Annotated in this window: 17 protein-coding genes; 12 read left to right on the top strand and 5 right to left on the bottom strand. The window is 42.5% G+C overall.

The genetic code is table 11. The features are described from left to right. Positions 1 to 23 precede the first annotated feature (23 nt). The 3 genes from ACFQZX_RS00950 to ACFQZX_RS00940 are packed head-to-tail and all read left to right on the top strand — an operon-like array spanning position 24 to position 2835. Entirely contained in the window at positions 24 to 1352 is a 1329-nt protein-coding gene (locus ACFQZX_RS00950) for a sensor histidine kinase (protein ID WP_377110870.1), read from the top strand. 53 nt (positions 1353 to 1405) lie between these two features. Then, complete coding sequence (locus ACFQZX_RS00945; protein WP_377110869.1) at positions 1406 to 1789, top strand: response regulator; 384 nt, start codon at positions 1406 to 1408, stop codon at positions 1787 to 1789. Beyond that, entirely contained in the window at positions 1789 to 2835 is a 1047-nt protein-coding gene (locus ACFQZX_RS00940; protein WP_377110868.1) for an adenylate/guanylate cyclase domain-containing protein, read from the top strand. The genes ACFQZX_RS00945 and ACFQZX_RS00940 overlap by 1 nt, the downstream gene beginning before the upstream one ends. A gap of 150 nt (positions 2836 to 2985) precedes the next feature. Here the strand turns inward: ACFQZX_RS00940 and ACFQZX_RS00935 are convergent, their stop codons facing one another. Both ACFQZX_RS00935 and ACFQZX_RS00930 read right to left on the bottom strand, forming a co-directional pair. Beyond that, positions 2986 to 3861: a YitT family protein gene (locus ACFQZX_RS00935; protein WP_377110867.1), complete on the bottom strand. Its 876-nt coding sequence runs from the start codon at positions 3859 to 3861 to the stop codon at positions 2986 to 2988. After that, on the bottom strand, positions 3858 to 4445 hold the full coding sequence (locus ACFQZX_RS00930; RefSeq protein WP_377110866.1) for an HD domain-containing protein: 588 nt from the start codon (positions 4443 to 4445) through the stop codon (positions 3858 to 3860). Before ACFQZX_RS00930 ends, ACFQZX_RS00935 begins: the two co-directional genes overlap by 4 nt. 213 nt (positions 4446 to 4658) lie before the next feature. Between ACFQZX_RS00930 and ACFQZX_RS00925 the strand changes: the two genes are divergently transcribed. From ACFQZX_RS00925 to ACFQZX_RS00890, 8 genes are all read left to right on the top strand, one after another. Then, positions 4659 to 5690 (top strand): LLM class flavin-dependent oxidoreductase, encoded by a 1032-nt coding sequence (locus ACFQZX_RS00925; protein ID WP_377110865.1) that lies wholly within the window; start codon positions 4659 to 4661, stop codon positions 5688 to 5690. Positions 5691 to 5848: 158 nt separating this feature from the next. Further along, positions 5849 to 7243, top strand: coding sequence for a serine/threonine protein kinase (locus ACFQZX_RS00920; protein WP_377110864.1), 1395 nt, complete (start codon positions 5849 to 5851; stop codon positions 7241 to 7243). 63 nt (positions 7244 to 7306) lie between these two features. Next, positions 7307 to 8254, top strand: a complete 948-nt coding sequence (locus tag ACFQZX_RS00915; RefSeq protein WP_377110863.1) for a hypothetical protein — start codon at positions 7307 to 7309, stop codon at positions 8252 to 8254. A gap of 95 nt (positions 8255 to 8349) precedes the next feature. Continuing rightward, entirely contained in the window at positions 8350 to 9813 is a 1464-nt protein-coding gene (locus ACFQZX_RS00910; RefSeq protein ID WP_377110862.1) for a PP2C family protein-serine/threonine phosphatase, read from the top strand. Then, positions 9800 to 13879 carry an FtsW/RodA/SpoVE family cell cycle protein gene (locus tag ACFQZX_RS00905; protein WP_377110861.1) on the top strand — a complete coding sequence of 1360 codons (4080 nt, stop codon included), beginning with the start codon at positions 9800 to 9802 and terminating at the stop codon, positions 13877 to 13879. Before ACFQZX_RS00910 ends, ACFQZX_RS00905 begins: the two co-directional genes overlap by 14 nt. Positions 13880 to 13933: 54 nt before the next feature. Beyond that, a complete protein-coding gene (locus ACFQZX_RS00900; protein ID WP_377110860.1) occupies positions 13934 to 14713 on the top strand; it encodes an FHA domain-containing protein in 780 nt (259 codons plus the stop codon). Then, positions 14714 to 16129, top strand: coding sequence for a serine/threonine protein kinase (locus ACFQZX_RS00895; protein WP_377110859.1), 1416 nt, complete (start codon positions 14714 to 14716; stop codon positions 16127 to 16129). It abuts the gene before it with no gap. A 29-nt stretch (positions 16130 to 16158) separates the two neighbouring features. After that, positions 16159 to 16914, top strand: coding sequence for a ThuA domain-containing protein (locus tag ACFQZX_RS00890; RefSeq protein ID WP_377110858.1), 756 nt, complete (start codon positions 16159 to 16161; stop codon positions 16912 to 16914). 2 nt (positions 16915 to 16916) lie between these two features. Here the strand turns inward: ACFQZX_RS00890 and ACFQZX_RS00885 are convergent, their stop codons facing one another. Then, positions 16917 to 18056 (bottom strand): hypothetical protein, encoded by a 1140-nt coding sequence (locus tag ACFQZX_RS00885; RefSeq protein ID WP_377110857.1) that lies wholly within the window; start codon positions 18054 to 18056, stop codon positions 16917 to 16919. A gap of 220 nt (positions 18057 to 18276) precedes the next feature. Next, entirely contained in the window at positions 18277 to 18459 is a 183-nt protein-coding gene (locus ACFQZX_RS00880; protein ID WP_377110856.1) for a hypothetical protein, read from the bottom strand. A 79-nt stretch (positions 18460 to 18538) separates the two neighbouring features. Between ACFQZX_RS00880 and ACFQZX_RS00875 the strand changes: the two genes are divergently transcribed. Beyond that, positions 18539 to 20695 carry a GH92 family glycosyl hydrolase gene (locus ACFQZX_RS00875; protein ID WP_377110855.1) on the top strand — a complete coding sequence of 719 codons (2157 nt, stop codon included), beginning with the start codon at positions 18539 to 18541 and terminating at the stop codon, positions 20693 to 20695. 1 nt (position 20696) lies between these two features. Here the strand turns inward: ACFQZX_RS00875 and ACFQZX_RS00870 are convergent, their stop codons facing one another. Continuing rightward, positions 20697 to 20897, bottom strand: coding sequence for a KTSC domain-containing protein (locus ACFQZX_RS00870; protein WP_377110854.1), 201 nt, complete (start codon positions 20895 to 20897; stop codon positions 20697 to 20699). Positions 20898 to 20938: the final 41 nt, after the last annotated feature.

The following is a 20938-nucleotide window of genomic DNA, read 5'->3' as shown; positions in this document are numbered from 1 at the left end:
TAATTTAAACCATAAGTGTAGACATGTATTTTTTTACCTTCCTCGCAATTTTCTTACTCTTCCACAGGCTCCGAAAATCGCTCAAATTTTCTCCAATTTATGGCCAATGGAATATCCCGCTGAATGTAGCGGCATGGGTAACCGTAGGTTTGGCTTTTGTGTTGGATGATGTTTTTCCAAGCGATGAAGTGGAAGGAATAGCAGCGGCTTTGCTGCTGATGGGAATCATTGAGTATTTTAAAAAGAACGAAGATTTTAAGTCGTTCGATGTTATGCTGAATGCCCACTATCCGCTGGTTATAGCAGCAGTATTGGCCGATACTACAGAACTTATCAATGAAAAATTTTACGATCGGTATAATAACTTTTTTGAAAGTGCTCAGTTGGCCGCTTTCGCATGGATCTTTATCAGGATAGCGACATCTAAAAAACAGCAAAGCGAGTTAAAGCGTATTAACGAAAGAAAAGAAGAATTGGAAATATTGGTTGCAGAGCGCACCACAGAAATCACGAAGCAGCGTAACGAATTACAGGAAACCGTAAAAGAACTTAAGGCTACGCAGGCACAGCTTATCCAGCAGGAAAAGCTTGCTTCGCTGGGTGAATTAACCGCGGGTATTGCCCATGAGATACAGAACCCGCTAAACTTTGTGAATAATTTTTCTGAAGTAAGCATGGAGCTTATTGAAGAGATGGAGGAGGAAATAGCAAAGGGTGATATAGAAGAAGCGCAGGCAATTGCCGGTGATATTAAACAAAACCTGGAAAAGATACGTCACCATGGCAAACGTGCAGACGGTATAGTGAAAGGCATGCTGCAGCACAGCCGTGCCAGCAGCAATGTTAAAGAACCGACTAATTTGAATACCATTGCAGATGAGTATTTCAGGCTGGCTTACCATGGGTTGCGGGCTAAAGATAAATCTTTTAACGCCGAATTAGTATCCAACCTGGACCCCGCTTTGCCTATGATCAGCATGGTTTCGCAGGATGTAGGGCGGGTGTTGCTTAACCTGTTCACCAATGCATTTTATTCGGTGCATCAAAAACAAAAAACTGCAGGTGCGGATTTTAAGCCACTTGTGGAAGTTTCAACGAAGCTTATACCGCCTTCGCTCAAGTACACCGGAGGTGCCGAAATTGTAGTGCGCGATAATGGTACAGGTATTCCTGATGCTATAAAGGATAAAATTATGCAGCCTTTCTTCACTACCAAGCCTGCAGGCGAAGGCACCGGATTAGGCTTATCGCTTAGTTATGATATTATTGTGAAAACACACAAGGGTACAATTAATATTAACAGTAAAGAGGGGGAGGGAGCAGAGTTTATCATCACTTTGCCCATACACTAAGTTTCTGATTGCCTTATGCGATAAACAGGTTTTTTCTATATTTAAACACCCTTATGAAAATATTAGTAGTAGACGACGAAGAAGATGTACAGCCGCTGTTTTTACAGCGTTTTCGAAAAGAAATAAAAAACCATGAGATAGAGCTGGACTTTGCCCGTTCCGGCGAAGATGCGTTAGATTATCTAAAAGAGAAACATTCTGAAGTGGTATTGATATTATCAGATATTAATATGCCCGGCATGAGCGGACTGGAACTGCTTACGCATATACGCCACGATTTTGAAACCCCGCCACCACCGCCGGTAGTAATGATGATAACGGCCTACGGCGATGAAGAAAATTACAAACAGGCCATGGCCCGGGGTGCAGATGATTTTTTGACCAAACCGCTTGATTTTAACTTATTGAAAGAAAAATTAAAAACCATCAGCGAATAATGGCTAAGATACTGGTTGTAGATGATGAGGCGGACCTGGAAATACTGGTTAAACAGAAGTTTCGCCGCAAAATAAGAGAGAACGAATACGAGTTTATATTTGCACAAAATGGTGCAGAAGCGCTTGAACGCATCAAAGAAAACCCCGATCTGGATATAATCCTGTCAGATATTAATATGCCTGTTATGGATGGCCTAACGCTACTTTCGCGCTTACCTGAGGCCAATCCAACTGTTAAGGCCGTTGTGGTATCGGCTTATGGGGATATGCAGAACATACGAACAGCCATGAACCGCGGCGCTTTTGATTTTATAATGAAGCCAGTTGATTTTGACGACCTGGATGTGACCATGCAAAAAACCATTGGCCATGTGCGGCAACTACAGGAAACGTTACGCGCTATAAAGGAAAACAACATCCTTAAAATGTATGTGGATGAGAACGTTCTGAATTTCATGACCCACAAAGAAGCTGAGGTGAGTTTGATGAAAAATGAGGTGCTCGAGGCTACGGTAATGTTTGTTGATGTGTGTGGTTTCACCGCTATTACAGAGCATGTTGCGGCCAATACGGTAGTAAACCTGCTTAACGGTTTGTTTGATAAAATAGTAAAAGAAATTATTGCGCAGGGTGGCCACGTTGATAAATTTATGGGCGACGCTATTATGGCCGTATTCAGAGGGGATTATCATTTAGACAGGGCGATTGATACGGCGCTTGCTGTTAAGCAGCAGTTAGCCAACGAACCCGAAATTGATGCCGGTAATGGAAAGACTTTTAAACCCCAGATATCTGTTGGTATCAACTCTGGCGAAATGGTATCCGGCAATATAGGTTCAGCTTCATTACGTCGTTTAGATTATACGGTAATAGGCGATTCTGTTAATCTGGCACAGCGCCTGCAATCCGTAGCAAAGGCCGGGCAAATTATTATAGCAGAACACGTTTATCAAAAGGTAAAGGAATCTTTCCATTGCCAGCAAAACGGTGAATTCACGCTCAAAAACAAGGCTAAACCCGTTAACACCTACGAAGTACTGGAATAGTGTTAAGTCTTTAGTCTTTAGTTTGTTGTTTTAAGTCTTACTTAAGTATACAGTCTCAAGTTAGTAACATTAATATAGGCTTCTGAGCTTTAAGCCAATTTTACTCGGCGTTAACTTATACACCGTTTGACTTTTGACTTTAAACTTAACTCAATGTCTTGCCCTGCGCTTTAGTACGCCACCAGCGGCTTCTTTAATGATGCTGGTAAAAATGAATGCTTTGGGATCTATCTCATGCACAAGGTCTTTCAGCCGGCGTAATTCCAGGCGGGTAACAACAGTAAATACAATATCAACCGGATGGCTTACATCAAAGCTGTCTTTTAAAAAGCCGCGTTCGCCTTTGTAAATTGTGATGCCCCGGCCCAACTGCATGACCAGCATTTCTTTTATCCTTTGGTTTTGGCCGGATATAATAGTAACACCGGTATACTCTTCCAAACCTTCAATTACGAAGTTAATCATTCGCGACGCGGTATAATAGGTCAGGATAGAGTAAAACGAAGTAGGCAATCCAAGTTTAATAGCAGCTATCAGGAAGATTATGATGTTGATGCCCAAAATAATCTCGCTGATGGTAAAGCTGATGCGTTTGCCGGTATAAAGCGCCAATACCTCTATACCATCCAGCGCGCAGCCACCGCGAATAGCCAGCCCAATACCAGTGCCCATAAAAACGCCGCCGAAAATAGATACCAACAATTTATCAGATGTGATCTTTTCCGGGTATGGGATATAAAGCAGGCATAGTGCCAGGCCTATTATGGCAAGTGAAGTACGTACAGCAAAAGTTTTATTTACCTGAAACGCACCCATTATAATAAACGGGATGTTAGCAAGTATAATTACATAAGCAATATTAAAATGGTACAACTCATGTATCAGCAGTGAAATGCCGGTTACGCCCCCATCAAAAAAAGCATTAGGTACCAAAAAACTTTTTAACGCAAACCCGCACACCAGTATGCCGGCAACGGTATAAAGGGTGTCTGTCACGATAGATCTGAAAGTAGGCGTTGTACTCATTTAAGTGAAAAAGTTTTGTTTTGTAAAGCTCTTAAATTTTCTTGTTTTTTTGGCTCTCTGTTTTCAACAGCGGTTTTGGTAAAATAATGATGGGTTTTCAGGAAATCTACTTGTAATTTATTCCAATCATCTATAGTACCTATTGAGCCAAGCGCTTTCATTTCCTCAAATAGCCTGTTACCGGTGGTAATAAAATCGGTGCGGCCAAGGTAATCCAGGTCGGCATCACAAATAATTTGTTCCGGTAAGGTTTTAGGTTGCTGCGGCAGTTGCGTTGCCATAATGATGCTGCAAACGGCATCAATTTCTGCTGCCGTGTAGCCAAAGTCTACCAGAGCTTCTCGGGCAATCGCACAGGATGCTTTTTCATGTTCCGAAATTTGTTTTAAATAACCACTATCATGATATAATGCGGCAATCAATAATAGTCGGGTGGTTTCCCCGTCAATATATTCCTGTATTGCAATAGCTTCTGCAGAGTGATAAACATCAAGCGTATGATCAATATTATGATAGTGGAAATGACCCGGTAGCTCATACCTCAATCTCGTCAATATGTATTTACCCTCCGGGCTATCAATCATAAAACAGTTTAAGTTGCTAATATAAAAACCATCGTTTAAATACATTGTATGGCGAAACACTTTTCTGAAAATTGGAAAAGCATGATATAAACAGCGTCAATTTGTCACCGCTGTGTCTCAGTGTAGGTAGAACGTCATATAACATCAAATAATCCCTATAGCGCCTTTTAAGCAGTAAATTTGGTGAACCCTGGCCATAAAAATCAAGGATTTATGAGTGTTAAGAAATTATCAGATATTAAATATTCCGTATTAGACCTGGCCACTGTTGTGCAGGGCGGTACGCCTGCCGATAGCTTTAAACGAAGCCTTGAGGTAGCACAGTTGGCCGAAAAAAACGGGTATACCCGCTATTGGTTTGCCGAGCATCATAACATGGTAAGTGTTGCCAGCTCGGCTACTTCAGTTTTAATTGGTTATGTAGCCGGTGGTACTTCCAAAATCAGGGTTGGCTCTGGTGGTATTATGCTACCTAATCATGCGCCGCTGGTAGTTGCCGAACAATTTGGTACGCTCGAGTCGCTTTACCCTGGCCGTATTGATCTTGGGTTAGGGCGTGCCCCGGGTACTGATCAGCTCACAGCTTTGGCTATCCGCGGTGAAAACTTCAACGCAGTGCATAATTTTCCAAAGGATATAATCAGGCTGCAAACCTATTTTTCGGCAGAGAATGCCGGCAGTAAGGTAAGGGCTATCCCCGGCGAAGGGTTAGATATCCCGATATGGATATTAGGGTCAAGCACGGATAGCGCCAAGGTTGCTGCAGCTATGGGGTTACCCTATGCCTTTGCAAGCCATTTTGCGCCGACTTACTTTATGGAGGCTATTAAGATATATCGTGATAACTTCAGGCCGTCTGCACAATTAAAAGAGCCTTATGTAATGGCCTGTGTAAACGTAGTGGCTGCAGATAGCGATTATGAAGCTGAATACCTGGCTACATCTGTAAAGCAGCTGTTTATAGGCGTAGTTACGGGTAAACGTCAGCTATTGCCTCCGCCGGTCAAAAGCATGGATAATATATGGAGTATTTATGAGGAAGAAGCCGTTATGCAAATGCTGGCCTACTCATTTATCGGCAGTGGCGAAACGGTAAAAAACAAGCTGACAAGCTTTATTGAGCAAACAGGTGTAAACGAGATCATGACTACCTCGCATATCTATGATCATCAGTCGCGCATGTATTCTTTAAAACTTTTTGCAGAGATTATTAAAAGCGCTGCTTATGCGCCCTTAAACCAATAGAATTAAGTAATTTATGTGGCCCGCCATCATAAGTGATGTCGGGCTTTTTTGTGGATATTTGTCAAATTCTTAATAAAAAGCTGCAACAAAGTGAGGGTTTTAACTGTACATTAGTCATTAAAAATGGTGTTTAAACCAAACTGCACTATTATTAGCCGATGAGTAAAGTATTTACAATAACTGAGGGGCTCGAGAACTTAGGGGCCATGAGCACCGGCGGCCAGGGTTCGGTATATAAAGGCCGGCGCATGGGGCCTGTTTTAACGGCCATTAAGCTAATGCCAACACCTATACTTAACGAGAGTGAGGATGATAGGAACTACCGTAACTTTCTTAACGAGGTAACTAAACTGCAGCAGGTAAATAAGGAGCCTAACCCTAATGTTGTCAAAATTTTAAGCTATGGGCTTACAGATAGCGGCTCGTTTCCTTTTATAGAAATGGAGTATATTGAAGGGCCAGACCTTTGCGAACTGCTACGCGACCCTCACGACAATGTATTTATGTTAAAAGAGGCTATACGCGTGGCCGACCAGCTTGCCAATGCCCTGGCCCATTGCCACAGGGTAGGCGTAAAGCATGGAGATATTAAAAGCAACAACGTTAAGTATAATGTGCGTACCGGTAATTATGTATTGCTTGACTTTGGCCTGGCTGTAATGACCGAAGAACAACGCCGCACAAGCATACGGCATGCGGGTGCGGCAGAATTTATGGCACCAGAGCAGCACGAAGGTAAAATGCTTACCGAGACAGATATCTATAGTTATGGTATTATACTCTACGAGTTACTGACAGGCCAGGTACCTTTCCCGCTGCATGGCAATAATGATGCGGGGCGAAACGCCGTTATGCTTGCCCATATTGAACAGCCCGTGCCTGATTTGCTTAATGCACGCAGGGCAGCAATGCCACACACCTGGTCTGATGAGAAAAAGGCCCAGGAAATGCAGGTGCCGCAATGGTTGTTGCAGGTAATTAAAAAGTGTTTACAAAAAGACCCGGCCAACAGGTTCAGAAACGGTATTGAGTTGCACGATGCTATTATTCGTGGAAGCCTTGCAGCTGCAGAAAGTCACGATTTTAATGGCGGGTTAAGCAATGCCGCATTACGCAGCGAGAACGAGCGTCTTCATAACCTGCTGTTGCAGTATCAGCAAACCGGGCCGCCGCCCCAGGTTGAACAAGCCGAAACTACAGAAGACACGTCGCGTATATCGCTATCCAAGCCATATTATTATACCTTAATCACTTTGCTGTTGTTATTTATGGGGTTTTCGGTCTACTCTACACTTTTAAAAAGGCAGGGGCCATCAAAAGTGGTCAACCAGGATTCATTACAAAATAAAGCAGATACCGGTAGCCAGGTAGATTACGGCTCTAAATATCCCGAAAATACACCCGGTGATAATGCCATTGATCCGGATACGGTACAACAAAGGGTTCCAAAAGATACGGTGACCGTTAAAAAGCCGGTTGTTATACCAACCAAGCCGGTCACAGATAGCATACCTGCAACACAAACTGATACAACAACACAACCCGATCAATAAAACATCTGTGTATTTTCAATGTTTAAAATACACAAAAAACATTTATCGCGAAGACATACTTTAATGGCATCAACACCAAATTTTTGGCAACGTATAGGTTTACAGGATTGGTTTTTAACAAACGAGTCAACCGAAAAGGCAAAGGCCAAAGCGCTTACACCAGATACGGTTTATAGTTATATCGTTGAGAAATTCAGGGACTCGATAAAGGATCTTTCCTTTGCCGACAGAGTAGTATTTTACCATGAATTTATAATTAGCTTCAATCCGGATGATTACAAGGAGTTTGTTGCGGATAAACAAGGAATTTTTGGATTGATAGTACAGGAGACAGTCAAAAAGTTTTATGAGATACTTAAAGAATACCGCGATTCGGGAAAAACAGTAAAGCCCTCCGGTTCAAAATGGGTTTTCAGGCTGGTATCTCATCCCGATTATGCGCGTGGCGATAAAGGCTTTATAGGTAAATTACTGCCTGATAACAATCAGAAAGAGCAAAACCTGCGTGTAACGTTTATTCCAAGACAAACAGGTATCGCTCAAACTTTTGATGTAAGCCAGGATGTACTCAAAGGCTTTAACTATTACAGTGAAGGTTACTTTGAAATACCTTATGAAGATAACCTGCAGGCCGATGAAGGAAAGGCCGTACAACCGTTGAAAGATAGCATCGCCAGGCTGGAAACTATTATTCCCGATCAGCAGTTTGCTGGTAAAAAGGTAGAATACCTGATAAAGGATGATGACATTATCGTATCCGGCAGTGACGAAACCAGAGAAGATTCAAACATATTCACTATTCCGTCTGAATGGGTAAATACGCCGCATTTGCAGATCCGTTTTAATAAATCTGACGGTAAGTTTTACCTGGCATCATTTGGTGAGATGACCACCCTGAACGAAGAGCGTGTGGAACGCAGCGATATCAATTCACCCAAATGGATAGAGTTGCCTGTAAACTCGCGTATGCTACTTAATGGTATTATAGGATTAAATCTGTTTAAAGGTTAACAACATGTCGCAAATATTATCGATAGGTTTATTAGTGATTGGAGGTTGCCTGCTGGTAACTCATTTTATTGATATCAAAAGATCGGGAAAACGCAATGGCTGATAACTATTTTGGACATACCGATACCGGCAGGGTACGCAATAATAACGAGGACACTTTTATAGCGCGTAACATCGGCCGCAGTAACACGGTGCTTGCCGCTGTGATTGATGGCGTTGGCGGCTATAACGGAGGCGAAGTTGCCGCGGCTATAGCGCATGATGTTTTTATTGAGCATTTACAAACCCTGCCCTCAGAACCTTTGAGCACAATGGCCGACGCCTTCAGGATAGCCAGCAGGAAGATAACTGAAAAAAAAGCAGGCGATACAGATCTGGACAGTATGGCTTGTGTGGCTACCATGGCCCTGGCTGATATTGATAACAACCGCTTTTACTATGCGCATGTAGGGGATACCCGCTTGTATCTGCTGCGGGATGGTTCGCTGGTAAAGATATCAAAAGACCACTCTTTTGTTGGTTTTCTGGAAGATAGCGGCCGGCTGACGGAAGACGCAGCCATGAACCACCCCAAGCGAAATGAAATAAATAAAGCGCTTGGCTTTACCCAGCAAATAGATACTGACGAGAGCTTTATAGAAACCGGCGAATCGCCGTTTTTACCGGGCGACTTACTTTTGCTGTGCAGCGACGGACTGACCGATATGGTTGACCGTAATGGCATATTGGGTATACTTAATCAGGACCTGACTTTACAACAAAAAGCCACCGCCCTTATTGCCGCTGCAAATAATAACGGTGGTAACGATAATGTGACCGTTGTACTGGTTGAAAATAACAAAGCCCGCCAACAGCCGCAGGCCACTATGCCGGTAAGCAATCAGCAGAAAGCTTCAGCCAGCAGTACTATTAAGGATGCTGAGGATGCAACTATAGCACAACAATTTCAATCAAAAAAATCAAAAAACATGAGCAATAACAGAAGCAACGCTTTAACAATTGTTTTAGGTTTGCTTTGCCTTTTGTTTTTAGGGACCACCGTTTGGCTGTTTATGAAACAGCAGGGTGGAGGCAAGGCAGCATTGCCTTTGACAGATACAACACAAAAATTAAGGAATGATAACGAAGTAAAGTTGCAGGATGCCATAGATGCTTTTAAAGGCGATACCCTGGTTCTGGTTGACACCGCGTTTAAACAACCTGTAATTTTAAGCGATACGCTGCATATAGACCAGGATACGCTGTATATAAAAGCAAAAGGTAATTTTGTATTGCAGCCGGATACTGCCTATCGTGGCCCCGGTTTATCTTTTGGGCCCGAAAGCCGTGTGATTGTGCTCGAAAATATTAAATTCAACGGGTTCGCTGTTGCTATTAATAAACAAGATAATGCATTATCGTTACGGAACGTACAATTTAACAACTGCCGTTTGCCTGTACAAGGTAGTTATATATTACCTTCTGATAAGAATATATCTGTTGATTTTCCTTTGATAAGCCAACATACAGAGCAAACCGTTAAAACTAAATCTACTACTAAGCCTAATGGAAGCAGATAAGGTACAATCATCAGGCAGGTGGATAGAGCGAATATTTCTGGTGCTGATAACAGCATTATTTCTATGCCTTTTCTTCAGGCTTTACAATGTATTGCAAACGCGCTTTGCCGATGTGGACAGGCGCCTGCAGGATGGCACTATGATTAACCTCAATGCCGGCGATCCTTCAGGGCAACTAAGAAGACTTCTTACAAAAGGTTATTATTTTGAGGATAAAAAAGATATCGACCTGATCACTCAAACCGTTGCAAACGCATCAAATAGTGCTGAAATAGCCGGACAGATAGACAATATTGGTGAACTAAACAAGCGGCGTTACTTTATAGTTGCTGATGAAGCCTTTGAAAAAGGAGGAAAATCGTTTAAGAACAGGGTAGAAGCGTCGCGTTCGCTGTTAGGATATACCGGCAACGACTCGTTATTATTTTCAAGCGAAAGGCAAAATCCTGTTAATGTACCCCAAGCCACTGATTTGGCAATGGGAGAGTACTCTTTAAGCGTGAACATTGCTGATAACAAGCAACCTGTTGCAGGCGTATTGATAAGACTGCAAATGGTGCTGCCACAAGACAGCATTTATAACGACGAAGAAATTGAGGGTGTAAAAAAGGTAATAGAAAAGGGCAATGGCTACCAAAGGGTATTTGTACCGGACAGTGCAGGTAAACGTCACCTGCAGCAACTTATTGCCTATAGCCGGACAAATGGACAGGGTGCAGCACGCTTTAATAACCTGCCTGCAGCTACCGCCTTTAAAGTGTTACCGCTGCAGCCAGGGTATCAATTTGGTACATCACAAGGGGTGCAGCAGTTGGATGAAGATGTTAGTTTTAAATTCAACCGTCAGCCGCATACCATCCGGCTGTTTTCAACACGCGATTTCAATATCCTAAAAAAGGAAAAGTCACTAATTATTCGCACACCTGCCGATTTTAATCATTGGTTTTACATTATTGTCGGCAGCTTTTTAGGCGCGTTTTTGCTAACTCACATTGTCTTGTCAATCGGCTTTAAAGAAGCTGACCAGTTGATATTGCCGGTAGTGATGATCTTGACGGGCCTTTCTTTTCTGACGCTATTAAGTCTGCAGGATCCGCTGCGCGACCGCTTTTTGGCTAAAGATATGCTGATGTATCTGGGCATTGGTTTAGCCGCTATGCTGCTGATGCTGTTTTTAAAATTGCGCCGCTTTAACACCGACTCATGGGTTTACCGGATGGTGATATTTAAAAATAACCGCGGTGCAGCAAACGGATGGCCGTGGGTCGCTCTGGCAGCAGGCCTATTAGCCATGACTATTCAATTTGGTACCGGTCCGGAGGGTAGCGGCGTTAAAGTAAACCTATTTGGCTTTCAGCCGAGCGAGATAGTAAAATATCTGATTATTCTGTTTTTGGCAGGCTTTTTTTCCGCGAATGAAAAGCTGATCAGTGAGTATACCAGTTGGAACAAACGATGGTCATTCTTTTCGTTCGCACTCATCGCTATATTATTAACGCTGTTACTGTTCCTTTTATTAGGCGATTTAGGCCCCGCAATGGTTGTGTGCTTTACATTTATTGTATTGTTCTCATTTTCGCGTGGCGATTTTATGTTTATGGCCGGAGCAGTAGTATTGTATGTGCTGGTAAGCTGGTTTGTAAATAACGTTTGGCTATCTGCGTTAATAACTGCTGCCGTTGTCGCACTGGTAATGCTGTTTAAGCGTCGTTCATTAAGCGAGTCGGCAGTTATGGTATTGGTGATTATGGCTGCCTTTGTCACTATTGACCAAATACCTTATTTAGGTAAACTGTTTCCGGGGCCGGTGCAGCGATTGGTGGATCGCAAGGCTATTTGGCAAGATGCCTGGAACAACGAAGTATACGGCGGCGACCAGGTAGCTAATGGTCTTTGGGCTATGTCTGGCGGTGGCCTGTCTGGCCAGGGAGTAGGCGAGGGCTTTTCCAAAACCATCCCCGAGGCACATACCGACATGATCTTACCCTCCATGGGCGAAGAGTTTGGCTGGACAGGCATGACCTGTATTTTCATTCTATTTTTGCTTTATCTGCATCGTTCCATCATCATAGGCCGGCGAACGGGGGCACCATTTCTGTTTTATTTATGTGCGGGCATTGGCGTATCAACATTTGTACAGTTCCTGTTGATAGCAGGTGGCTCTACGGGAGCATTACCACTTTCTGGCGTTTCATTGCCATTTCAAAGCTATGGCGGCTCATCGCTGGTGGCCAACCTGTTTGCTTCGGGCTTTTTGTTGTCCGTATCAAGAGTAAAGGGTACACCGGTGCAAATGAATTATATATCTCGCCAGCAGGATAAGAATCTGGTGCCTGCACTCATGGCTGCTTTGGCCGGGGTAGTACTGTTGTCATTCAGTGTTTCGCGCTACTCTTTCAACAACAAAAAATGGGTGGTAAAGCCTTCGCTGGTTGCAGACAGGAGCGGGGCCAGGATGTTTAGTTATAACCCGCGCATATCCATCCTCATGAATAAACTGGAGGCGGGTAACCTTTACGACAGGGATGGCGTGCTACTGGCTACCAGCGACCCTAACCTCGTAAAAAAACAACACCGCAAGTTGGTGCTTGCAGGTGCTATTAGCTATAATATTGATTCGGCCATGCACAAAAGACTGGACAGATACTACCCGTTTGATGAACAGATGTTCTTTTGGACAGGCGATGCCAATACCGGCGTGTTCAACGGAAGCCCGAACGGTTACTTTGCAGAATATGAACATGCGGCAGAGTTGCGCGGCTTTAAAATGCCAACCGAGAAATACAATGTTACTGCTCACCGGTACCGTGAGGACAGGTTCCTGGCGCAGGGTGTAAAAGAAATGGCCGTTGTAAAGCGCGATTACAGCGAGATAGCGCCACTACTAATTGCTGGCATTAATAGCAAAGAGGTAGAAGCCTTCAAAAAGCGCAACCGCGATGTAAAATTAACAATGGATGCTCAACTGCAAACCGAGATACAAAACTCAATTGCGCAGGACACCTCGCTTTTGGATAACCGTGTATCGGTTGTAATAATGGAATCAAACACCGGTGATGTGCTGACCTCTGCGGTGTACCCGCTGCCGCCTGTGCACGACTGGGAAAAACTTACCATGACTTACCCCGACCAAAATCAACTGGCGGGTTGGATGACCACGCAAGACCTTGGTTTTACCCTGGCAACACAACCTGGTTCAACTGCAAAGCTTGCTACTTCAATTGCCTCGTTCAATAAACTGGGCCTTGCTGCGGCAAACCGTAAATTTTACGTTTCAAGCGCAGAACGGATCCGTACCAAAGGATTGGAGCCAGACGAAACAGGATTAATCACCCTGGAACGAGCAGTTGCCAAATCAAATAACGTTTATTTTATTAAACTGGCTAACGAAGAGCATCTTCAGGAAGAGATGGCGACAGTGTACCTTAAAACCGGTATGTTTTTGCATGGTGTGGGCGGTTACTACTATAACAGAGGAAAAGAAAACGCCGCCCAGGAAGAAAAATGGCGTGAATTATGGCGCAAAACCGAGTTTAAAACCAAGCCAAGATACAATCCTAATAACATCCGTAAAACCAGGGCCAAGGGTATATCGGGCATGGCCTGGGGCCAGGGCGAGCTGATAGCTACACCAGGTGCTGTTGCACGTATGGCTGCAGGTATAGCCAATGGCGGGGTAATACCGCAAAACAGGTACGTATTGAAAGTAAGCGATTCTACTACTGCCATAGGCAACGGAATAAAATTGACAAACGATGTAAAATATGCCGAACTGATGCGGCGTTACATGATAGAACAAAGTGCGCCAAAAGAGTGGACACTTGGCCTTGCTGTTGCCGGTAAAACGGGTACCCCGGAGCGTATATGGAAAGGCCAGCAAATTAATGACGGTTGGTATGTTTTTTTTGCGCCTAAGGCAAATGGCCCGGGTAATATGGTGGTTTGTGTGCGTATCGAATCAACCAAAGGATCTTCAGATGCCGTTAAGCTGGCTGGTAAACATGTTATTCCGTTTTTAAAGGAAAAAGGTTACATTAAAAGCATTACCGAAAAAACAACTCTGTAAAGCAAGGGTTAACAAATTAATTAAATTCTTTATAAATATTAGTACGAGCCGCCAATGTTTGATTTTTTTAGAGATAAAGCCAACCGACCAACCGACGTAAAAGGCATACGTTATGAGTTGCTCCAGTTTATTAAACACGAATTGCAAAGGGCTGAAGGGGGCGAAGGCGGCAATATACGTGGGCTTACACTCTACCTAAATACATCTGCTGCTGATAAGCCTTTGTATGAGGCGGCGGTATATATGGAAAGCCCGGAAATATTTAAAGATGAAGTACAACGTATTGCAGATGATTACGCGGTAAATTTGCCCCAGGCATGGCAACTGGATGTGGTTTTTGACTTGGCCTTTCCTGATGAAGCAGTTAAAGCAGACAAGGTAGATGCGGCATTTTTTATTAAAACAGCAAGTAATTTCATCAGGCAATCGGCATCGGCTTATATACGTGTTTTGAATGGAGAAACAGATCAGCAGGAATATCATATACAATCAGGTAAGGATAAAATAAATATTGGCCGCGATAAAAAAGCACAGGGCGATAATGGTTTTTTCCGTACCAATCACATCGCTTTCCCAAGTGATAGTACAAACGAGGGCAACAAATATGTAAGCCGCCAACACGCGCATATCGAGTGGAGCGATGAAGCAGGGAGATTTTATATTTATGCCGATGAAGGTGGCATCCCGCCGCGCAACAAGATCAAAATACGTTCAGAAAAAAGTGATGATATTATAAAGTTAAGTTCTACACACATCGGGCATCAGTTACAGGAAGGCGATCAGATTATCCTGGGTGAGTCTGCAGTATTGGAGTTTAGCTATCAGCAACAATAAATGAGTAAAGTTTTTACCATAACCGAGGGTTTAGAAAATCTGGGCGCATTACGAACGGGCGGGCAGGGGTCTGTTTATAAAGGCCGCAGGATGGGGCCAATGCTTACTGCAGTAAAGCTGTTGCCCACACCAATATACGCCGAAAGCGAAGAGGATAAAAACTACCTTAATTTCAGAAATGAAGTTGTCAAACTGCGAAAGGTAAATGAAGAACCTAACCCTAATGTTGTAAAGATTTTAAGTTCAGGCATCACAGAAAGCGGTTCGCTTCCCTACATCGAGATGGAGTATATCGATGGGCCCGACCTGTGCGACCTGCTACAGCAGCCGAATGACAAAGTATTTACTTTGAAAGAAGTGATTCGACTGGCCTACCAATTGGCCGGGGCACTTGCCCATTGCCATAAAGTTGGCGTAAAGCATGGCGACATTAAAAGCAATAATGTAAAATATAATGCAGGGACAGGTAATTACATTCTGATAGATTTCGGGCTTGCCGTACTTACTGATGAGGAGCGACGCACAAGTATCCGTCATGCAGGTGCGATAGAATTTATGGCGCCCGAGCAACATGATGGCCTAATGCTGCCCCAATCGGACGTGTATAGTTATGGCATTATTTTATATGAAATGCTTACCGGCAACGTACCTTTCCCACTTACTGGCAATGGCGAAACGGCACGTAACAACGTAAGGCTGGCACATATCGAATCGCCGGTACCTGATTTGCGTATCGCAAGGGCTAACGCTATGCCTGCCAACTGGAACAATGAGAAGCGCGAGCAGGAAATGCAAGTGCCACATTGGTTGTTAGCTGTGATTAATAAATGCCTTCAGAAACGCCCGGAAAACCGGTACCCGAGCGGAGTTGAATTATACGAGGATATTGTAAGCAATAGTTTTGCGGCAGATACTAAAGTAAATAACGCTGCTTTGCTGGCAGAAAATGAAAGGCTGCAAACGCTTGTTGATAAACTTGAGAAAAGTGAAGCTGAAAAAAACAAAGAGCTAACAGCATTTCAAAACCTTACTCAACAAACTGCCGCCTACTATGATCCTCAAAAAGGCATGTATGTGCGCCCCAAATCTTTAATGCTGATATCAAGGGGTACATTCACCACCGTTGTAATTGCAGCATTAGTGTTTATGGCTTTGTTTTCATATTCTTTTTTTTGTAAAAAGTCTGCACCTGAAAGTATTGTACCAGTATATGTAAAGCCGGCAGATTTTATGAAACCGCCTTTTATGGGCAGGGCTTACAATTATGATAGCGTTATCAAAGCTCAACAAGCCGCAATTTTAAAGAAAAAAGCTGCCCTGAAACCTAAAAAGGCCGCTACAGTAGCTCCTGCTAAAGGAAAGCAGGAAGAGAAAGCTAAAAAGAAAAAGCGTAAAAAGTTTCTGGGGATATTTTAAGTAGTTTAGCATAAACTATTACATCCAGAATGAAAACCCTCTTTTATATTTTGGTTTTGGCCTTTTCAGGCCTTAATTGTTATAGCCAAATATCTTCGCAATTTCATGTACTGGCATTATATGAAAATGGCGGACACCATCTGGAGTATTCAAAAAGGGCAATAGTATGGCTGGATAGCCTTGCAAAAGAAAGAAATTTCAGTATTGATTACCTGCAAAACACCGACAGCATTGATTCGGCTTTCCTATCAAACTACCAGTTGTTCATCCAGCTTGATTATCCTCCTTACGGTTGGAAAGATAAAGCAGTAAAAGCGTTTGAGCAATATATCAACGAAGGGCGTGGTGGCTGGATTGGCTTTCATCATGCAACTTTATTAGGCGAGTTTGATGGTTATCCAATATGGAACTGGTTTTGGCAGTTTATGGGCCAGATAAAATTTAAAAATTATATTGCCACTTTTGCCGATGCCAGTGTGAAAACCGAAGACAGGATGCATCCTGTAATGAAAGGTATACCTAAGGATTTCAAGATAAAAAAGGAAGAGTGGTATACTTATGATAAAAGTCCCCGAAAAAATGTGCATGTTTTAGCATCTGTAAGAGAAGCTACCTACCATCCGCACAGTAATATCAAAATGGGAGATCATCCTGTAGTATGGACAAATCCTGATTATAAAGCACGTAATGTTTACATCTTTATGGGGCATTCTCCAGACCTGTTTAATAACCCCATATATACCAAACTATTTGCCAATGCCATTTTTTGGGCGGCAGGTAAGTAACATTATTGTGCCACAGAGGTATTTATGCTCTTAAACAAGGTTGTTGCCGCATGGCCATCAGTATTGCTGTAATTGCCATTTATAAGGCTCTGGCCGGTAACACCAGGATTATTACCATGGCCCAGTGGCCAACTGCCCGTAGTGTTTGATATACTTATACCTGCAAGCATAGCCGCATTTAAAGAAAAATCTGTACAATTATTTTTATTCAGGTGGTACTGAACATCGCCATATTTTTTAGTGAGGGTAAGTATTTTATCAAATTTCTTTTTCGAAATAAATTTGCCTATTACCTCGTCCCAGGCATGCCCTCCATCGTTTTTTAACTGAGATGAACTGGACGGAAACCACGGCGTTCCGGAAAATAAATGATCCTTTTTAGGGTAAAAGCCGAACGAGCAGGATACATAAGTAGAATCAGTATTATACTTTATCAATGTAATGTAAGCATGCCCGGTATTGCTTAAAACAAATATTTTGCGTTTACCCGGTACCGGCTGCTTAATATGAAAAAGCAATGCATAAGCAATGGCAGTTTTGCCATCATTAAAGGTACCGGCTATATGTTCATAAGTAGTACGTTCTGATTTTTCGTTTTTTACCTGCTGGCTTTGTATGAATGTAAGAGAATCATCCTTTGTTGTTATCGGAAGATCGTAGTTAAAATCATCGTAGGTATTATAAGTACTATCTGTAGCATTAACATGAGCGTTTTTTTTACCGTTCTGCAGTGTTTTAAAAAAACATTTCATGGCAAGCGGATATAACTTTAACCTTGCAAATAAATTGGCAAACTTAAACAGCGTTTTATTTTTCGATTCGTTGCTTTGTGTCTGATTTCCAAGCTCCAGTTGTTTAAGATATTCCATCAACTGCTTTCTTTCTTCGGTTTTTGAAAGATTCGTTGCCACCGTTTTTTGTAATTCCAGTTCGTCTTCCTGGTCATATACACTTAAGGCTTTGGCATCAGGTGTTGTAAAAGCCGTAAATTTATTATTTGCAAAGGGGTAGTTAAGCAGCGTATCAGTCCTTTCTGGTTTGTAAGCCAAAGCCGCAGAAAGCTGTGCCCGGGTATTGATACCTGTGAAAAGTAAAACAACAAAAATCGGCATTGATAACGAAAGACGGGTAGATTTTTTCATATACCTATATTGTAACTGATTAAATAAAACGCTTAAAGCAAAGCCCTTTACAGCAATGACAATACTTAATGTTAAAGCCTGAGTATGTAGCTAAACATGTGCAATAAATATACTAACTAATCATGCAGGCGCAAGGATGTCATAAGAATTTGACATTTGGTAAAATATTTACTTTAAAAAGGGATAGTAACTGTTAAATATCAACTTATGCTAATCGCTTTCATCCCGGATGAACGGCGCCTTCGTCATTTTGATCCGGAGTAATTTCCGGCGGTATATCATCAGGCGCTTCTTTTGGGATTTCAGGCATACTTGGGTCAGCGGGCTTGTTTATTTCTGGCTTATCATTCCTTTCCGGCATTTCTTCCGGCTCGTTAGGAATAGTGTTATGTTGCTTACTCATATAGATATAATAGCCATTTTTATAAAAAGTTTTAGGGGTTAAGCCTCTTAAAAACATCTTACACATATAAACCTCTATAATGAAAATTAAATCTACTTCTTTTATTGCGGTGGCTTTGCTGCTGCTTTGCTCATATAGCATTACAAAAGCCCAGCAGGCAAAAAAACTTACCGGCTACGTTAATACCTTTCTTGGGACAGCACCCATGACCGACCCTAAAATATTAGGGTATGAATTGCCCGAAGGTTGGCGCTCATGGGCTGGTTTAACCTTTCCCGGAAGTGCTTTGCCAAATGCAATGGTACAGCTTAGCCCGATAACCGAATATGGATCTGGCGCGGGATATGAGTATGAGGACGATATGATATACGGTTTTACGCATACCAACAAAGGTCACTGGAACCTTTGTAATGTACCATTGTTGCCTGTTTCAAACGCTGCCGGAAAGTTCGGTTCGCGTTTTTCGCATACAAAGGAAACTGCCTCACCGGGTTTTTACCAGGTTTACCTGGATGATTATAAAGTAAAGGTAAGCCTTACATCAACTTTACGTTGCGGCTACCATCGTTATGAGTTTGAAAACAATACAAACAAGGCGGTACTTTTCGACCTGGCAAAGGCCAACAACCGGGTGTCGGATTGGAAGATTGAGCAGGTTGGCAATACCATACAGGGATATCAGCGTGTAGGTGGCGATCAGATATATTTTTATGCAACCGTTAATGCCAAAATAGACAGTCTTGAGAAAAAGGACGAAGGCAAAAGGCAGGGTTACGCCCTATTACACATCAACAACAACAGCAAAGGCCCTGTAGAGGTTAAAATAGCACTGTCTTTTGTAAGCGCCGAGAATGCAAAGTTAAACCTGCAGCAGGAGATAGGGAGCAAGTCATTTGAACAGGTACGTAGCGCTGCCAACCAGCTTTGGGAAAACACTTTAGAAAAAATACAGATCAAAGGCGGTACAGAAAAGCAAAAGCAATTATTTTATTCATGCTTTTACCGTTCATTATTATGGCCTTGCCTGCGCAGTGATGTTAACGGCGAATTTACTGATGCTAAAAAGCAGGTTGTAAAGCCAGGCTTTGATTATTATACCGAGCCATCTTTATGGGATACTTACCGTAACAAAGATGTATTTTTAGGGTTGATCTTTCCAAACGTTACCTTGAATGTTATTAAATCGCTTAAAGATGTAGGCGATAAAACAGGATTTATACCTACGTTTTTCCATGGTGACCATGCGGCTTCTTCTATAACAGGAGCTTATCTGCGTGGTATCAACCAGTTTGATGTAAAAGGTACTTACGAGCTTTTATTAAAGAACGCAAATGTTGAAGGAGGTACCCGTCCATATATATCAGAGTATATCAAAAACGGCTACATTGCCGAGCCAGAAAAGGAAAACCCAAATGTTGAAACAAAAGGTAAAGCTTCGGTATCAAAAACTTTAGAATACTCTTATGACGATTATTCTGTAGCTCAGCTTGCCAAAGCTTTAGGCGATACGGCTAATTACCGGGTACTAATGGCCCGCTCTAAAAATTATCGTAATGTGTTTGATAAATCTGTAAATTTTATGCGCGGCAGACAGCCAAATGGCGAGTGGATCAAAAATTTTAATCCACAGTATCCATATTACGAATATATGTTCAGGGAGGCCAACGCATGGCAGGTTTCTTTTTATGCACCGCATGATATGCCGGGATTAATAGAGCTTTATGGTGGTAAACAAAAATTTGAAGTCAAACTCGACTCGCTATTCACCGTTCCATGGAATCCTACCTATATAGCTCGTAACGTAGAGACCATGGTAGGCCAGTATTGCCAGGGTAACCAGCCCGATCATGAGGCACCATTCTCTTATTACTTCATCGGCAAACCTGAGAAATCTCAGCAAAAGTTAGATTATATCATGAACAACCTGTATGGTATAGGCAAGCAAGGCTTAGAGTTAAGCGGTATGGATGATGCAGGTGAGATGTCTGCATGGTACACCTTCACCGCGCTGGGCTTGTATACATTTTCGGCTACTGATCCGCAATACCTGGTAACAGTACCGTTATTTGATGAGGTTACTTGGCATACCAGCACCGGCAAAACGCTGACCATTAAAAAACCGGGCAAGGGCCGTAATCTTACTGCTATAAAAGTAAATGGAAAAGCAATTAAAGGATACTTTGTGCCGCACAGCTTGTTTACCAATGGTGGTACAATTGAAGTGATCACAAAATAGCCTAACCCGCTATTTTTTCAAACTTATACTTATCCTTAACAAAAAAGTGCAAATACCTGCCTTTTACCCGTGATGCTTTAAGCTCTTTATAAACGTTTTCGGGCACGTGTTTATATACATACACTTGCCCGGAAACGTAATTTATTGTAAGCTCATTACGCTCCTTATTGTAGTTTATATCCTTAATAACCGTTGATGGCATAACGGGCTGTTTATAGGGTTAATAGCCACTGCATACTGATT

Origin of the sequence: Mucilaginibacter litoreus (assembly GCF_042676805.1) — a bacterium.
Classification (GTDB): Bacteria; Bacteroidota; Bacteroidia; order Sphingobacteriales; family Sphingobacteriaceae; genus Mucilaginibacter; species Mucilaginibacter litoreus.
This window is presented reverse-complemented; position numbering and strand designations above follow the sequence as displayed.

Excerpts from the sequence above, each read along its gene's own strand:
- ACFQZX_RS00950 (WP_377110870.1), top strand. The coding sequence starts at position 24 with ATGTATTTTTTTACCTTCCTCGCAATTTTCTTACTCTTCCACAGGCTC.
- ACFQZX_RS00945 (WP_377110869.1), top strand. The coding sequence starts at position 1,406 with ATGAAAATATTAGTAGTAGACGACGAAGAAGATGTACAGCCGCTGTTT.
- ACFQZX_RS00940 (WP_377110868.1), top strand. The coding sequence starts at position 1,789 with ATGGCTAAGATACTGGTTGTAGATGATGAGGCGGACCTGGAAATACTG.
- ACFQZX_RS00935 (WP_377110867.1), bottom strand. The coding sequence starts at position 3,861 with ATGAGTACAACGCCTACTTTCAGATCTATCGTGACAGACACCCTTTAT.
- ACFQZX_RS00930 (WP_377110866.1), bottom strand. The coding sequence starts at position 4,445 with ATGATTGATAGCCCGGAGGGTAAATACATATTGACGAGATTGAGGTAT.
- ACFQZX_RS00925 (WP_377110865.1), top strand. The coding sequence starts at position 4,659 with ATGAGTGTTAAGAAATTATCAGATATTAAATATTCCGTATTAGACCTG.
- ACFQZX_RS00920 (WP_377110864.1), top strand. The coding sequence starts at position 5,849 with ATGAGTAAAGTATTTACAATAACTGAGGGGCTCGAGAACTTAGGGGCC.
- ACFQZX_RS00915 (WP_377110863.1), top strand. The coding sequence starts at position 7,307 with ATGGCATCAACACCAAATTTTTGGCAACGTATAGGTTTACAGGATTGG.
- ACFQZX_RS00910 (WP_377110862.1), top strand. The coding sequence starts at position 8,350 with ATGGCTGATAACTATTTTGGACATACCGATACCGGCAGGGTACGCAAT.
- ACFQZX_RS00905 (WP_377110861.1), top strand. The coding sequence starts at position 9,800 with ATGGAAGCAGATAAGGTACAATCATCAGGCAGGTGGATAGAGCGAATA.
- ACFQZX_RS00900 (WP_377110860.1), top strand. The coding sequence starts at position 13,934 with ATGTTTGATTTTTTTAGAGATAAAGCCAACCGACCAACCGACGTAAAA.
- ACFQZX_RS00895 (WP_377110859.1), top strand. The coding sequence starts at position 14,714 with ATGAGTAAAGTTTTTACCATAACCGAGGGTTTAGAAAATCTGGGCGCA.
- ACFQZX_RS00890 (WP_377110858.1), top strand. The coding sequence starts at position 16,159 with ATGAAAACCCTCTTTTATATTTTGGTTTTGGCCTTTTCAGGCCTTAAT.
- ACFQZX_RS00885 (WP_377110857.1), bottom strand. The coding sequence starts at position 18,056 with ATGAAAAAATCTACCCGTCTTTCGTTATCAATGCCGATTTTTGTTGTT.
- ACFQZX_RS00880 (WP_377110856.1), bottom strand. The coding sequence starts at position 18,459 with ATGAGTAAGCAACATAACACTATTCCTAACGAGCCGGAAGAAATGCCG.
- ACFQZX_RS00875 (WP_377110855.1), top strand. The coding sequence starts at position 18,539 with ATGAAAATTAAATCTACTTCTTTTATTGCGGTGGCTTTGCTGCTGCTT.
- ACFQZX_RS00870 (WP_377110854.1), bottom strand. The coding sequence starts at position 20,897 with ATGCCATCAACGGTTATTAAGGATATAAACTACAATAAGGAGCGTAAT.